At 41.4% G+C, this 13927-nt stretch carries 16 protein-coding genes; 9 read left to right on the top strand and 7 right to left on the bottom strand.

The window, feature by feature from the left end; all coding sequences use genetic code 11:
* The first annotated feature begins 58 nt into the window (after positions 1 to 58).
* The 5 genes from BUA53_RS07355 (at position 59) to BUA53_RS07335 (ending at position 3388) form a co-directional block, all read left to right on the top strand.
* Positions 59 to 880, top strand: a complete 822-nt coding sequence (locus tag BUA53_RS07355; RefSeq protein ID WP_072834724.1) for a hypothetical protein — start codon at positions 59 to 61, stop codon at positions 878 to 880.
* Between the two features lie 83 nt (positions 881 to 963).
* Entirely contained in the window at positions 964 to 1560 is a 597-nt protein-coding gene (locus tag BUA53_RS07350) for a NifU family protein (RefSeq protein ID WP_072834723.1), read from the top strand.
* 57 nt (positions 1561 to 1617) lie between these two features.
* Positions 1618 to 2202, top strand: coding sequence for a M23 family metallopeptidase (locus BUA53_RS07345; protein WP_175546034.1), 585 nt, complete (start codon positions 1618 to 1620; stop codon positions 2200 to 2202).
* A 14-nt stretch (positions 2203 to 2216) separates the two neighbouring features.
* Entirely contained in the window at positions 2217 to 2864 is a 648-nt protein-coding gene (gene pnuC, locus BUA53_RS07340) for a nicotinamide riboside transporter PnuC (RefSeq protein WP_072834721.1), read from the top strand.
* On the top strand, positions 2861 to 3388 hold the full coding sequence (locus tag BUA53_RS07335) for an AAA family ATPase (protein ID WP_072834720.1): 528 nt from the start codon (positions 2861 to 2863) through the stop codon (positions 3386 to 3388). The genes pnuC and BUA53_RS07335 overlap by 4 nt, the downstream gene beginning before the upstream one ends.
* 37 nt (positions 3389 to 3425) lie before the next feature.
* Here BUA53_RS07335 and mtgA read toward each other — a convergent pair whose 3' ends face one another.
* The 4 genes from mtgA to BUA53_RS07315 form a co-directional block, all read right to left on the bottom strand.
* Entirely contained in the window at positions 3426 to 4127 is a 702-nt protein-coding gene (gene mtgA, locus BUA53_RS07330; protein ID WP_175546033.1) for a monofunctional biosynthetic peptidoglycan transglycosylase, read from the bottom strand.
* A gap of 9 nt (positions 4128 to 4136) precedes the next feature.
* Positions 4137 to 4748: a LysE family translocator gene (locus BUA53_RS07325; RefSeq protein WP_072834719.1), complete on the bottom strand. Its 612-nt coding sequence runs from the start codon at positions 4746 to 4748 to the stop codon at positions 4137 to 4139.
* Positions 4749 to 4816: 68 nt separating this feature from the next.
* Positions 4817 to 6355: a GH3 family acyl-acid amido synthetase gene (locus BUA53_RS07320; RefSeq protein WP_072834718.1), complete on the bottom strand. Its 1539-nt coding sequence runs from the start codon at positions 6353 to 6355 to the stop codon at positions 4817 to 4819.
* A gap of 52 nt (positions 6356 to 6407) precedes the next feature.
* Entirely contained in the window at positions 6408 to 8348 is a 1941-nt protein-coding gene (locus BUA53_RS07315) for a glycosyltransferase family 2 protein (RefSeq protein WP_072834717.1), read from the bottom strand.
* A 155-nt stretch (positions 8349 to 8503) separates the two neighbouring features.
* On the opposite strand from BUA53_RS07315, the gene BUA53_RS07310 reads away from it, so the two are divergent.
* From BUA53_RS07310 to BUA53_RS07300, 3 genes are read left to right on the top strand one after another with little or no spacing between them, the layout of a single operon-like run.
* Entirely contained in the window at positions 8504 to 9289 is a 786-nt protein-coding gene (locus tag BUA53_RS07310; RefSeq protein WP_072834716.1) for an inositol monophosphatase family protein, read from the top strand.
* A gap of 13 nt (positions 9290 to 9302) precedes the next feature.
* A complete protein-coding gene (gene thiL, locus BUA53_RS07305) occupies positions 9303 to 10340 on the top strand; it encodes a thiamine-phosphate kinase (RefSeq protein ID WP_072834715.1) in 1038 nt (345 codons plus the stop codon).
* An 8-nt stretch (positions 10341 to 10348) separates the two neighbouring features.
* On the top strand, positions 10349 to 11845 hold the full coding sequence (locus tag BUA53_RS07300; RefSeq protein WP_072834915.1) for a S41 family peptidase: 1497 nt from the start codon (positions 10349 to 10351) through the stop codon (positions 11843 to 11845).
* Positions 11846 to 11861: 16 nt separating this feature from the next.
* On the opposite strand, the gene BUA53_RS07295 is transcribed toward BUA53_RS07300, so the two are convergent.
* Complete coding sequence (locus tag BUA53_RS07295) at positions 11862 to 12656, bottom strand: amidohydrolase (protein WP_072834714.1); 795 nt, start codon at positions 12654 to 12656, stop codon at positions 11862 to 11864.
* A 77-nt stretch (positions 12657 to 12733) separates the two neighbouring features.
* Here BUA53_RS07295 and BUA53_RS07290 point away from each other — a divergent pair, with 77 nt between their 5' ends.
* Complete coding sequence (locus BUA53_RS07290) at positions 12734 to 13207, top strand: GNAT family N-acetyltransferase (RefSeq protein ID WP_072834713.1); 474 nt, start codon at positions 12734 to 12736, stop codon at positions 13205 to 13207.
* On the opposite strand, the gene BUA53_RS07285 is transcribed toward BUA53_RS07290, so the two are convergent.
* On the bottom strand, positions 13204 to 13407 hold the full coding sequence (locus BUA53_RS07285) for a hypothetical protein (protein WP_072834712.1): 204 nt from the start codon (positions 13405 to 13407) through the stop codon (positions 13204 to 13206). The two genes, BUA53_RS07290 and BUA53_RS07285, sit on opposite strands and share 4 nt — an antisense overlap.
* A gap of 24 nt (positions 13408 to 13431) precedes the next feature.
* Positions 13432 to 13908: a regulatory protein RecX gene (locus BUA53_RS07280; protein WP_072834711.1), complete on the bottom strand. Its 477-nt coding sequence runs from the start codon at positions 13906 to 13908 to the stop codon at positions 13432 to 13434.
* Between the last annotated feature and the right edge of the window lie 19 nt (positions 13909 to 13927).

Raw genomic sequence — 13927 nt, 5'->3', positions numbered from 1 at the left:
CCCTATGTAACTCATCCCATTCATAACCTGGATGGGATGCTTTTTTAAAACACACCCCATGAAAAAGATATTCTTCCTGCTGGCAACTACTATATCAATTTATTCCCAGGCCCAGGATAGTACTGTCAGGAAAGTTCAGCTTAAGCTGAGTTTGAACTATAATTCCAACCTTAATTATTTTGGCCGCACAGATAGTTTAAAAAGCACAGGATTCTTCCCTCTTGCTGAAGTCTGGCTGGGTGAGAAATTCTATGTCAATGCTGCGCCGGTGTTTGTAAATAATAGTATGCAAAAGATGGAATATGCAGGCACTATTACAACAGTGGGTTATCAAAAGACCAGTGAAAAATGGATGACCAACTTGTTTGTGCTGAAACCCTTTTATACCGCAGGAAGTCAATTGGTGCAATCAGCTTTAAAATCCCAGGCAGGATTTAGTGTAAGTGCTTTAAATAAAATTGTGAACCTTACGCTTGGTGGTGATGTTAAGTTTAGTGATAAAACAGACTTTGGTGCCACTGCCGGAGTAGACCACATCATCAGGAAGGAAAATAATAATGGCGGTGTAATTGTTATTGACCCTTCGTTCTATGCTTATGCAGGTACACAAAACTTTACCAACACCTATAATAAGAAGAAAGGCGGCCTTCCATTATTACAAGGGTCAAATACCCAGGTGACTGAGCAGGTGCAACAATTCAACATCCTGGCTTATGAAGCCTCTATTCCTTTCATCTATGCAAAAGATAAATGGATGTTCATGGCTACCCCTTCCTATATATTACCCCAAAACCTGATAACAGTTGCGGGCCGGGCAGATCTTTCTGAAAGGGGAGAAAACCTGTTTTATATTACCCTTGGCCTGAAACGTACGTTTTAAACCTTTACGAATTGCGCAAATTGCGCTTTCATAGCATCCTTTTAACAGGAACTATGGTAAATTTGCAGTTCAAATAGTGCAAAATGATCAAAACAGGCAATCCTATTATCAGCATATATACCGAAATGACCCCCAACCCGGAAACAATGAAGTTTGTTGCAAACAAGCTTTTGTATCCAGGTAAAAGCATTGATTTCCCGGACGTAGAAAGCGCGAAGCCCTCTCCGCTGGCCAATGAATTATTCGGTTTCCCCTTTATTAAAGCGGTTTTCATTGCTTCTAATTTTGTTACACTGACTAAAACTCCTGAAACTGACTGGCAGGATGTGATCCCAGCTATACGCGAGTTTTTAAAAGGATACCTTGAGGAAGGTAAACCTGTGATCAACGAAGAAGAAGTGGCTGTAAGGAAGGTGGAGAGCAGCAATGATGTAAATGTTGATGACAGTGATGTGGTAAAGAGGATCAAGGAATTGCTTGACAACTATGTGCGACCAGCAGTTGAAATGGATGGTGGGGCCATACAGTTCAAGAGTTATGATGAAGGTGTAGTGAACCTGATGCTCCAGGGAAGCTGTAGTGGCTGTCCTTCTTCTATGATCACGCTTAAAGCTGGCATTGAAGGAATGATGAAGAGGATGATACCAGAGGTGACTGAAGTAGTGGCTGAAGCAGAATAATAAAACAATACTAGAATCATGAAAGCGGCCAGTGGCCGCTTTTTATTTTTGTACCCGATGAAGCTGTTAATCCTGTGGTTAGTTTTAGCATCCTTACTTTCTTCCTGTGGAAAGCAATTTCATTTTGCCAGTATAGAATCCTATGCAAATGACAGCAGCTTTGTGTACAGGCTTCCGTATGAAAAAGGAAAGTCCCACTTTTTGGTCCAGGGGTATAATTCAATATTCTCTCACCGGGGTAGGCTTGCACTGGATTTTAAAATGAATAGGGGAACTCCTGTCCTGGCGGCCAGGGAAGGCATAGTAACCAGGGTGGTGCAGGATTATGAAAAAGGTGGCATAGGCAAAAGGTATGCAGGCAAGGCAAATCTTATAGTTATCAGGCATATAGACAGCAGCCAGGCTTATTATGGACATATTAGTTTCCACGGATCATTGGTAAAAGTGGGAGATAGTATTGCGCAAGGCCAGGTGATCGGATACAGCGGCAGTACAGGCTTTTCTGCTTTTCCTCATTTGCATTTTTCTGTATGGCAAACAACAAGTATGGGAAGAAAACAGTTGCCCACCAGGTTCTTAACAGGCAAAGGCATACTATATTTAAAGCCAGGCAACTGGTACAAAGCCGTTGATTTCAAGTAGGTTTGCAACTCTCTATGCAAGACCTGGTACAACAATTTATAACCGGAATAAAGGCGACCACTCCACTTGAATATATTGCTGTGGTTACCGGCATACTCAGTGTATGGTTTTCTAAAAAAGAAAACATTTGGGTATACCCGGTAGGCCTGGTCAATACCATCATATATATTTATCTCAGCTTTAAATACCATCTTATTGGCGAGGCAAGCGTCAATTTTTACTATACGGTAATGAGCATTTACGGGTGGATTGTTTGGGCAAGGAAAGACAAGCAGGCGCATCCACTGGTTCATATTACTTATTCCAGCAGAAAGCAATGGATCTACCAATTACTTTTTTGTGCCTTCTTTTATGTAGCTGTATATTTTTCGCTCGTTTATTTAAAACAATTATTTGCCTCTGGTGCCATACCATGGGCCGATGCATTTGCTTCTGCAACTGCCTATACCGGCATGTGGCTAATGGCAAGAAAAAAAGTGGAAAGCTGGTACTTGTGGATAGCTACCAACATAGCTTCTATTCCTCTCTACTTTGTAAAAGGCCTGGTGTTCACAAGTGTGTATTATGTTGTGTTGTTGGTGCTGGCAGTATTAGGTTTACAGGAATGGAAATTGAGAGCTATCAGGAAACCTGGTGTTAACCATTTAAGTGAAGTTGCATGAGAAAGATCGTCATTATAGGGCCGGAGTCGACCGGGAAAAGTACACTATGCAAGCAATTGGCTGAGTACTATAATACTGTGTGGTGCCCGGAATTTGCCAGGGAGTATCTTTCTGAAAAAGGAATGGATTATAATTATGAGGACCTGTTGAATATTGCCCATGGACAATTGGAGTTGGAAGACTCAATGATGCAGGAGGCACGTAATGGTTATTATTTTATTGATACGGATATGTATGTAATGAAGGTATGGTGTGAAGTGGCATTTGAAAATTGCCATACCTGGATATTGAAGCAGATAGCGCAACGCAAATATGATTTCTACCTGTTGTGCTCGATAGACCTGCCCTGGGAATCAGATGGCCTGAGAGAGTACCCTGACCCGGTATTTAGAAAAAAGTTATTCGATATGTATAAGGATATTGTCATTAACAGCAATACCATGTGGGCGGAGATTACCGGAACAGATACACAAAGACTGCAAACGGCAATAACCATTTTAAATACTATCTACAAAAGGAAATAGGTACGTTAGCCTTCTATTTATTGTAAATACTTTCTTATTAGTCTGCTATGATCTTTTGAAGGTCAGGATCTCCTTCAAGATTATTCATTTGCTGGAGTATCCACCATGATTTGGCTTGCACAAAATTAGAGGCAGGCTTTACTGTATATTTTTTTGGATTAGGCAGGCAGGCAGCAATCATGGCAGCTTCTCTTCGGGTTAATTTCTTTGCGGGTTTTTTAAAATAATATTGTGCTGCAGCTTCCGCCCCGAAAATGCCTTTACCCATCTCTATAACATTTAAATAGACATCAAGGATTCGTTCTTTGCCCCAGATCCATTCTATCATCTTAGTGAAATAGATCTCGAGACCCTTTCGAATCCAGTCACGTCCCTGCCATAAAAACACATTCTTGGCCACTTGCTGGCTAATGGTGCTGGCACCCCTGATACGGTTAGGTTTTTTCTTATTGTATTTCATAGCTTTCTCAATGCTCTTCCAGTCAAAACCACTATGATCAGGAAAAACCTGGTCTTCGGAGGAAACAACGGCAAGTTTCATATTATAAGAAAGCTCATCTCCGCTAACATAATCCCTTTTAAGACCATTACCTGTAAACAGGCTTTGTAATTGGGTAAGCGTTACGGGAGGATTGATCCATTTCAAAGCAATGATGTAGACTAATTGCAGAATAAATAAACCAAGGATAATTCTTTTGACCCAGGTCCAGATAGTGGTTTTTCCCGATTTAGATTTCATTACCGCAGTTTACTGTAAAAAAATGATCACCACACCAAATCCAATTAATATGATCCCATTAAGCTGGTTGATGCGGTGAATGTTTTTTGGCGTTAACCTTTTACGTAAATTATTTGCCAGCAGGACCTTTAATACATCTGCTGCCAATGCCAAAAATAGGGCAGTAGTAAAAATGATTATGCGGTGCTCTAAAGTATTTCCTATAAAGGTGGTTGAGGTTGTGAGCCAGAAAATGATAATGCCTGGGTTAAAAACATTCATGATAAACCCCATAGTAAAGATCTTGAGGTAATCACCGGTGTTAAATGTCAGCGATTGCGCTCCTTCCGCAGTGACCTTAACCTTTTTGAAAAACAGGTAATAAACGCCAACCAGGATAAGGAAAATGCTGGCTATAGTGGCAAGTACCTGCTTATGTTCATTTAATGTGGTAAAGAGATTGGTGAACAGGTTGGCCAGTATGACTAAAATGATATCGCTTAAAGAAATTCCGGCAATAAAAGCAAGCCCTCCCTTTGTTCCATTATTAAGGCTTTGCTTGATAACAGTAAAAACTATAGGTCCTACGGATATTGCAAGCAAGAGCCCCAGCGTTATTCCTTTTAGTAAAGCATTGACCATAAGTGATTGAAATCTGCTAAGTTAGAAGTAGAAAATGAAAAGGGGATTCAATAATGAAATAAGAACCACTATTTGTTCTCGTAATTCATGTTCAGGAACTCATTCCATTCCTGCCATATTTTTCCTTTTAACACGCGGGGAAACTTATGCTGACTACCTAACTTGCCCTTGGTTTCCATAAATTTTAGAAAGGCCTGTTCGGGAAGCTTTTCAATAAATACCTGTTTGAGAGCACTGGTGCGCTCAACTGCATAGTCATCATTTAACTGGCAGAGGTGTTCATCGATCTTTTTAATCAAAAGATCTTCATCCACTTTATCGTCACAGGCTACATACCATTTATGAGCAAAGAGATTCTCATAAGGAAATCCAGCTACTGTAAATTCAGGTATTGAAATATTAAGCTCCTCGCTCACCAATTCAACCGCCTTGTTCATATTCTCCACGCTTAGATGTTCTCCAACAAGGCTTAAGTAGTGCTTTGTGCGACCGGTTATCACTACTTCTTTTCTTTCTATATCAACAAAACGAAGCGTATCTCCTATCAGGTACCTCCATGCCCCGGAGTTGGTACTCATCAGCAATGCATAGTCTTTGCCTTCTTCCACTTCATGTATCATGTATGCTTCAGGATCTTTCACCATGTTCCCCTCACTATCAAAGTTTTTACTGTCAAAAGGAATAAATTCCATGAAGATGTTATTATCCAGCACAAGCTTCATGCCCCTGGCATTTTCACGATCTTTATAGCCGATGAATCCTTCACTCGATAGATAGTTTTCTATATAGACAATAGGTTTAGCCAATAACTTTTCAAATCCCTTCTTATAGGGTTCGAAGGCCACACCTCCATGAACAAAGAATCCAAGGTTAGGCCATATATCATGAATGGTTTTGACCTTGTAATGTTCAATGATCATTTCCATACACATCTGACACCAGGCGGGTACGCCAACAATATACCCTATATCCCAATCAGGTGCTTTTTCTACAATCTCGTTCAGCTTTTCATTCCAGTCTTTGATCTTAGCAATGCGCCCACCAGGCTTATAAAAAGTCTGGAACCAGAAAGGCCTGTTCTTTGCAAGGATGCCACTTAGGTCACCGGCGTACCAGCCTGCCTTACCTTTCTGCAGGTCGGTTGCACCGCCCAGCATTAAGAATCCTTTTGTTACAGCATTGCGTGGTAAATGTTCGTAGTTAAATACAGATATTAGCTGGCGGATATAGTTGATCCGGTTGCTGCGCAACATTTCTTTGGTGACAGGGATATACTTGCTGGCAGATTCAGAGGTGCCGGAACTAAGCGCGTAATATTTTATTTTCCCAGGCCAGGTAACATCGGGAACGCCTTCAAGTGTTTTCTTCCACCATTCTTCATAGATCTTATTATAATCATGTACGGGTACCCGTTGCTGAAATTCTTTTCCTATGTGTTTACTTAGTAAGATCTCGTCAAAATGGTATTTCTGGCCAAACTCTGTAAGGGTAGCCTTTTTCAACAATTTCTTCAATACCCTTAACTGTTGTCTCCTTGGATCGTTTTCAGGGATACGCAAGGCCGCTGCTATCGCTTTAGGAAGTTTTATATCAATGATCCTTGCCATTCTTTACAACCGTTAGTGTTATCAATAAAGGTACCAATTGTGCCCGGCGAATCTAAGCATCCAAATATACATAGCTACTAAAAATGGTTTTAATGTCCTGCAAGGGTTGATAATCCCTTGCATACCATTCGTCCACCATTTTTAAGCTTTCTACCGGCAGCTTTTGATCTTTTAGGGGGAAGCCATTTGAACCCAAAATACTTTTTCTCAACATGGGCAACTGAACTTCATGAATAATATACCCCACCCATGTTTTTTTTCCTAAAAGAACATGAATGCAGTTTCTAAAAAAGTTAGAGGGCCGTTTCAAAACAAAAATAGGTATCGGGAAGAAGATCAAAAACAGAATAGATGCGCTTACATCTATTAGTCGTTTGCTACGTCTTTTCCCGGCATTGAATAAATTATATTCTTTTTCTGCTGCAAGAGTTGCCCCGGCTGTATGGCCAGCTTCGCTGCCTACAATACTACCGCTGCAGGAGGCATGAAATCGTATTCTAAGTCCTCCGGGCATTTGCGGAAGTAGCCTAATGATATTTTTATAGCTGATACTTCCCGTACAAAAGATGATTTCTTCCGCCTTCAGGGACCTGGACGCATTGGCTATATCTCTTAACCCTGAAACAGCTTCACCGGTATCACCATTGATTGCCACCCTGCCAATGATCTTATCCTCCATGTTGGTAGGCTGCAGGAAATTTTTGATTTCATTGAATTCCTTCTCTGATCCTGCCACAAGTATGTATGGTTTTGTTATCATTCCCGGTGCGGGCCTCAGCATATCACCTTTCAACAAGAACCATCGGAATGCGTTTAATAGAATAAAAGAGATAAGTGATCCGAACAGTACTATACCCCTGGAAAATCGCAGGTCTTCGGGTAGCAAAGCATAAACCGCTAACAATACCAGGGTAGCTGTAAAGTTGGATCTTGCCAGGTTGTTGAATTTATAATACCTGTCGTACAATCCTGCATAATAAGCTACTAACAGGTAAACGATCATAAACGCAGGAAAAGAAACCAATAATAACCCCTTTGGGTAAATGGTATCTGTTTTAATATAGTTGATCCATACTTCCTTTGTAAGCCAGAAGGATAGTAGTATCAATAGGCCATCAATTACCGGAAGTCCAATCCATTTAATAAACTTGGCAATTGCAGTAATGGTAGCCCTTGCCCAGATAGCCAATTGTATACTGATATTGAAAATACCAGCGCTGGCACCCCCGTAATGTTTGTGGACAAACAGGCTCATTGCCTTGTAAAACATCCTCACATAGTTCAGGCTGCCGCGCCGCGTGCTTTCTCCCTTAAAGTGGATTATACTTGTCTCTGCCAGGTAATAATTTTTATAACCCGCCTGTTGTATCCTGTAACTTAAGTCCACATCCTCCCCATACATAAAGAACATCTCGTCAAATCCACCGGTTTCATCTAAAACCTTTTTTCTTACCATCATAAAAGCCCCCGCCAGTACGTCCACTTCGTGGTTTTTAGAATCATCCAAATGTCCCAGGTGATACCTGCTGAATACCTTTGATCGTGGAAAGCACCTTGAAAGCCCTGCTAATTTGTACAAGGATGTAATTGGGGAAGGAAAGGATCGTTTAGATTCTTTCAAAAACCGCCCTGACCCATCCACCATTTTCACACCTATAGCTCCACAATCTTCATGGGTTTCAAAAAAAGAAAAACAGGCAGGAAAGCAATCTTCAGGCACCAGCGTATCCGGATTTAAGAATAATATATACTCGCCCTTTGCCAGTTGTAAGCCTGCATTACAGGCTTTTGCAAAGCCCACATTACTATCTTTTTTTATAAACCGTACATCGGGAAACTTGGGCTTTAGGTAGGCAATGCTGCCGTCGGTTGAGAGATTGTCTATTACAAATATCTCTGCCTCTACTCCTTTACAGGCTTTGCGCAATGAGAAAAGACACTGTTCAAGGAAGTATTTGACATTATAATTGACTATGATGATGGATAACTTCAATAGTGGCAAGTATCTAAACGGACAAACCTACAAGAATATCATTCAAAGAACAAGAAGATTGTCTGTTTGCTTAAATGCCGGTACCTGCCTAATGTACACTAATCTATAACCACCCCCGGCAGGAAGTATACCAAAACTATCAGCTATTTTTGCGGATGCTCAAAAACACCCTTCTCCAGGCAGTGCAGGCTGCGGCAAGTGAGATCCTGAGATTTAATGACCTGGATATCAAGATCTCCAACAAGGAAGGGGTAAATAACCTTGTAACAGAGGTAGATCATGCTTCTGAAAAGGCCATTATAGACATTATCAAACAAAACTTCCCGGAGCACCATATATTAAGTGAGGAATGTGGTGACCTTGTACAGGATTCAGAATACAAATGGATCATTGATCCTATTGATGGCACAGTGAACTTTGCCCATCGTATCCCTATTTGCTGCATTTCCATTGGAGTTGAATACCAGAAAAAGATGGTGCTTGGCGCTATCTACAACCCCTTTATAAATGAGTTTTTTGTAGCAGAAAGGGGAAAGGGTGCTACCCTTAACGATAAACCTATCAGCGTAAGTAAAAAGGAGAATGTAGTAAATGCCTGCATGGTCACAGGGTTCCCTTATACCTACCTGGATGAGCCAAATGGTCCCTTGCAGGTATTTGAACGATTTATCAGGAGGGGGGTGCCCGTACGCAGGTTGGGTTCTGCTGCCATTGATCTTGCCTGGGTGGCCTGTGGGCGCTTTGACGGCTTTTATGAGCATAAATTACAGGCATGGGATAGCGCTGCGGGCTTTTTATTAGTAGAAGAAGCGGGTGGAACAGTTACTGACCTTAATGGAAGGCCCTATTCTCCTTACCAGCCTGGTATAATTGCCAGTAACGGTATTATTCACGAAGAATTGGTGGAGTGGGTAAAAGGGAACGTTCCGGCTAAATCATAATTATCTTACAACTATGAGTGACAACAGAACAGAAGTTTCTACACTTGGAGAATTTGGTCTCATTGACCACCTTACTAAAAATATTGAGATCCAGAATGCCTCCACCATTATTGGTGTGGGGGATGATGCGGCAGTGATAGATCATTTTGGAAAACAAACAGTCGTTACCAATGATCTTTTACTGGAAGGCGTGCATTTCGATCTTATGTATACGCCACTAAAGCACCTGGGTTATAAAACGATCGTGGTCAATGTGAGTGATATCTGCGCCATGAATGCAACACCTACCCATGTTATTTTGGGATTGGGTTTCAGCAACCGGTTCAGCCTCGAAGCATTAGAGGAGTTTTACGAAGGAGTGTATGCCGCCTGCGAAAAATATGGTGTTGACTTAATCGGTGGTGACACCACTTCCTCTCAAAAAGGTTTTATTATCTCGTGTACCGCAATAGGCGAAGTGGCCCCTGACAAGTATGTAAAACGCAGCGGGGCTCGAAAGGGCGACCTCCTTTGTGTTACGGGTGACCTTGGCGGCGCCTTCCTCGGCTTGACATTATTGGAAAGGGAAAAGAAAATATTCATGGAAAGCCCGGGTGTTCAGCCAGACCTGGAGGGTGAAAAATATATTGTTGGACGGATATTGAAACCCGAGGCAAGAAAAGACATCATAGAGTTCTTTGCCAATAATGATATTACACCTACATCAATGATAGATGTTAGCGATGGTCTCAGCTCGGAGATCTTACATATCTGTAAGAACAGCCAGGTGGGTTGTGTACTGTATGAAGAGAAAATACCTATTGCGGAGGAGTCCAGGATGGCAGCCTTTAAATTCAATCTGGATCCAACAGCTTGCGCCTTGAGTGGTGGTGAAGATTATGAACTGCTTTTTACCATGAAGCAGGATGATTATGACAAGATTACCCTTTCGGAACAAATAAGCGTTATAGGTTACATTACAGATCCGGATGCCGGTGCGCATATTATTACAAAAGGCGGAGGAAAGCATCCTATTACAGCGCAGGGATGGAATGCTTTGAAAGGAGAATGATCGCTGCTATGAAAAAGGGTTACCCACTAATTTTATGGTTGTTTTTTGCCTGCAGCTGCGCAGTTAGTAATAAATATGACCCGGCAAAAAAGTATAGTCCCGGGCAATTAAAGGAAGATTATACCTTATTCAGGAATATACTGGAAGAATCACACCCTAGCTTATATTGGTATACCAGTAAGGATAGTATTGATTATTATTTTGACCAGGGTGCCAGGCAATTGAATGATTCACTGCCCGAATACAAATTCCGGAACATTCTTAGTTACGTAGTGGCAAAGATCAGGTGCGGCCACACCACCGTAAGGTCTTCCAAAGCTGCCAGCCGCTACTCGGACAGGTCAAGAAGCTTTTCCCTGCCCTTAAGTGTGAAGGCGTGGCCGGATACCGTAATGGTCACTTCTAACCTGAACAGGAAAGACAGCAATGTCACCAGGGGCGTGATCCTTAGATCTATTGAAGGACGCCCGATCCAATCAATTGTAGACACCTTTTTTAATTATTTATCTGCAGATGGTTATAACCTCACACACAAGTACCAGACAATAAGCAATGGTGGCATGTTTCGCAATATGTACGGCTCTATTTTTGGCCTGCGCAGAAAGATGAATGTTGAATATATAGACACTACAGGAAGTATAAAGGCGGCACAAATAGATGTATATAATCCTACTTTAGATAGCCCGGCACACAGGCCTGTTGTTAAAAGACCTTCGGCAAGACAAAGAAGGAAAATGGAATTCCAGGCCCAGCGCAATATGCAGGTAGATACGGCAAAAAACCTGGCCATAATGGAGGTGAATGGATTTTCGAAAAGCTACAGGTTGCGCACTTTCTTCAGGAAGTCTTTTAAAAAGCTCAGGAAAGAAAAAGTTCAAAACCTTGTCATTGACCTGAGAGGGAATGGTGGGGGCAGCGTTGTATTATCCAACCTGCTCACCCGGTATATTGCCAATGCACCTTTCAAAATAGCAGATTCCATCTATGCTGTAAAACGAAAAAGTAAATACCACAAGTATATAGAAGATTATTTCCAGAGTCGTTTGTTCCTGCTATTTATGGCACATAAAAGAGAAGATGGCAATTATCACTTCAAGTACTATGAAAGGAAATATTTCTCTCCTAAAAAGAAGAACCACTTTAACGGAGACGTATATGTGCTGACAGGTGGCAACACTTTTTCGGCAGCTACTCTTTTTGCCAAAACCATTAAGCCACAGGATAATGTGACCATTGTTGGCGAAGAAACTGGTGGAGGAGCCTATGGCAACACAGCCTGGTTAATTCCTGATGTAGAACTACCCAATACCAAAGTGAGATTCAGGTTGCCGTTATTTCGATTGATTATTGACAAAAACGAAGTCAAAGGAAGGGGAGTAATCCCGGAGGTTGAAGCATTGCCTACTGTTCAGGCCATAATGCGTAATGAAGATTTTAAAATGCAGAAAGTGAGGCAACTCATCTTAGAGAAAAGGCAGGACAGTGCTGTTCATGGACTCAAGTAAATACGGCTGTTTGATCCTATAATAAAATATCAAAATTATCGGCATCTCTCCAGAAAGGAAATCTTTTCCTTACAGCGTCTAAATGATCCTTGTCAAGTGTTAATGTTGCCACGTCTTCCTCATTGGCTTTTTGATACAAGATCTCTCCCAGCGGATCTATTACCATGCTATCTCCGCTGTAAATAATATCATTCGCGTCTTTCCCTACGCGGTTCACTCCAACAACATAGCATTGGTTTTCTATGGCCCGTGCCTGCAACAGGCTTTTCCAGGCTGTACTTCTTTTTTCTGGCCAGTTGGCTACATACACCAATACATCATATTCATAATTTCCCTGCTCATCAAATTGTTGCCTGGCCCATACAGGGAAACGCAGGTCATAACACACAAGCAAATGAACCTTCCATCCATTTACAGAAGCTATCAATCGCTTTGTTCCACTGGTATAATGTTTATCTTCTTCAGCAAAGGCAAATAAGTGTCTCTTGTCATAAGTACCATATTGCCCGTTAGGAAGCATCCAAACCAACCGGTTATAATAATTGCCTTCCTGTTCTGCAATCATACTTCCTGTAAGTATCACCTTATTGTCCCTGGCAGTTTGCTGCATCCAGGCTAAGGTGTCTCCCTCCATATTTTCAGCCAGCTGCTCCGGCTTCATACTAAAACCAGTAGTGAACATCTCTGGTAATACTACCAGGTGCGTAGATGCTTTAACGCCTGCTATCTTTTCAGATAGCATGGATAGGTTAGACGCCTTGTCTTCCCAATGCAATGAGGTTTGGACCAGGCTTACCTTAAGGTTTGACATACTGCAAAAAAAAGAATAATTCCCAAGGGAAGCTATTTTATCAATTTGTTTAACTTTCTTAATCTATTTGTGGGCATATGAAACAAGAACAGGTACAATACAGGGAAGCTCTCCCGGAGGACATACCGCAGATTCAAATTGTTCGTCACAGTGTGAAGGAAAATGTTTTATCCAATCCAGCCCTGGTGACTGACGATGATTGTAAAGTATATATTACTGTAAGAGGTAAAGGTTGGGTCTGTGAGGTCAACGATCAAATAGTAGCCTTTGCCATAGCCGACCTGGTTGACCACAATATCTGGGCTTTATTTGTTCACCCTGATCATGCCGGAAAGGGCATTGGCAAATACCTCCATACCATTATGCTTGACTGGTATTTTACACAAACCAGCAATAAGGTCTGGCTTAGCACGGCACCCGGCACAAAAGCAGAAACTTTCTACAGGATGAATGGATGGAAAGCCGTGGGTATCACCAAAAGCGGTGAAGTAAAATTTGAAATGGATAATGAGAACTGGAAATCAATGCATCTGCCCGATTATAAATATTAATTTCCCCGGGCTCTTGTTTTTGCTCTTCTGAACAAAAAATAGATGGCTATCAGGAGTGCCAGTGAGGCAAGTGCAATAAGGATAAGATCCTTGTTGGTATAACTTGTTACTTTATTGGGCTCAATGATCCTTGTGCTGTCAAGCTGGCAATAAACAGCTGTAGACAATAATAAAAAACAGGGAAGCAAGCCTTTTCTCATTAGTAGAAATTTAGCCCAAGATAATTATTCTTTGGTTGCTATATCTTTCAGAGCAGACATAACAAGATCTGATTCGTAACCTTTCTGAATTAAATAATCTATTGTTTTTTTCTTACGCACCATGAACTGTTCTCCTTTCAGAGATTCGTATTTCTTTTCTGCCAGCTCATGTAAAATAGCATGATAAGCTTCTTCATCTATCTGGGCCATGGCTTTTTTTATACTGTACTCACTTACTTTTTTTTCTTTTAGTGCATAGTAGATCTTTTTCCGTCCCCAGTCTTTCATCCTGAACTTACCTCCCACGTATTGCATGGCAAACCTTTCTTCATTCAGGTAATCCTCTTCTATCAATGTTGAAATGATCTCATCGTGTTCAGCTTTTCTTACGCCAAGCTCATAAAGCTTTTGCTGAACTTCATAATGGCTGCGTTCCTGGTAAGCGCAGTATTGACGTAGTTTTTGTAATGCCTGTTCTTTAGTGAGGATCTTTCTTTGCACGGTGGTTTGTTTATATAGA

The sequence above is a fragment of the Flavisolibacter ginsengisoli DSM 18119 genome, from assembly GCF_900129295.1.
Lineage (GTDB): Bacteria > Bacteroidota > Bacteroidia > Chitinophagales > Chitinophagaceae > Flavisolibacter > Flavisolibacter ginsengisoli.
This window is presented reverse-complemented; position numbering and strand designations above follow the sequence as displayed.

Bases quoted from the DNA above. Each gene is read 5' to 3' on its own strand.
- BUA53_RS07355 (WP_072834724.1), top strand. From the start codon at position 59: ATGAAAAAGATATTCTTCCTGCTGGCAACTACTATATCAATTTATTCC.
- BUA53_RS07350 (WP_072834723.1), top strand. From the start codon at position 964: ATGATCAAAACAGGCAATCCTATTATCAGCATATATACCGAAATGACC.
- BUA53_RS07345 (WP_175546034.1), top strand. From the start codon at position 1,618: ATGAAGCTGTTAATCCTGTGGTTAGTTTTAGCATCCTTACTTTCTTCC.
- pnuC (WP_072834721.1), top strand. From the start codon at position 2,217: ATGCAAGACCTGGTACAACAATTTATAACCGGAATAAAGGCGACCACT.
- BUA53_RS07335 (WP_072834720.1), top strand. From the start codon at position 2,861: ATGAGAAAGATCGTCATTATAGGGCCGGAGTCGACCGGGAAAAGTACA.
- mtgA (WP_175546033.1), bottom strand. From the start codon at position 4,127: ATGAAATCTAAATCGGGAAAAACCACTATCTGGACCTGGGTCAAAAGA.
- BUA53_RS07325 (WP_072834719.1), bottom strand. From the start codon at position 4,748: ATGGTCAATGCTTTACTAAAAGGAATAACGCTGGGGCTCTTGCTTGCA.
- BUA53_RS07320 (WP_072834718.1), bottom strand. From the start codon at position 6,355: ATGGCAAGGATCATTGATATAAAACTTCCTAAAGCGATAGCAGCGGCC.
- BUA53_RS07310 (WP_072834716.1), top strand. From the start codon at position 8,504: ATGCTCAAAAACACCCTTCTCCAGGCAGTGCAGGCTGCGGCAAGTGAG.
- thiL (WP_072834715.1), top strand. From the start codon at position 9,303: ATGAGTGACAACAGAACAGAAGTTTCTACACTTGGAGAATTTGGTCTC.
- BUA53_RS07300 (WP_072834915.1), top strand. From the start codon at position 10,349: ATGAAAAAGGGTTACCCACTAATTTTATGGTTGTTTTTTGCCTGCAGC.
- BUA53_RS07295 (WP_072834714.1), bottom strand. From the start codon at position 12,656: ATGTCAAACCTTAAGGTAAGCCTGGTCCAAACCTCATTGCATTGGGAA.
- BUA53_RS07290 (WP_072834713.1), top strand. From the start codon at position 12,734: ATGAAACAAGAACAGGTACAATACAGGGAAGCTCTCCCGGAGGACATA.
- BUA53_RS07285 (WP_072834712.1), bottom strand. From the start codon at position 13,407: ATGAGAAAAGGCTTGCTTCCCTGTTTTTTATTATTGTCTACAGCTGTT.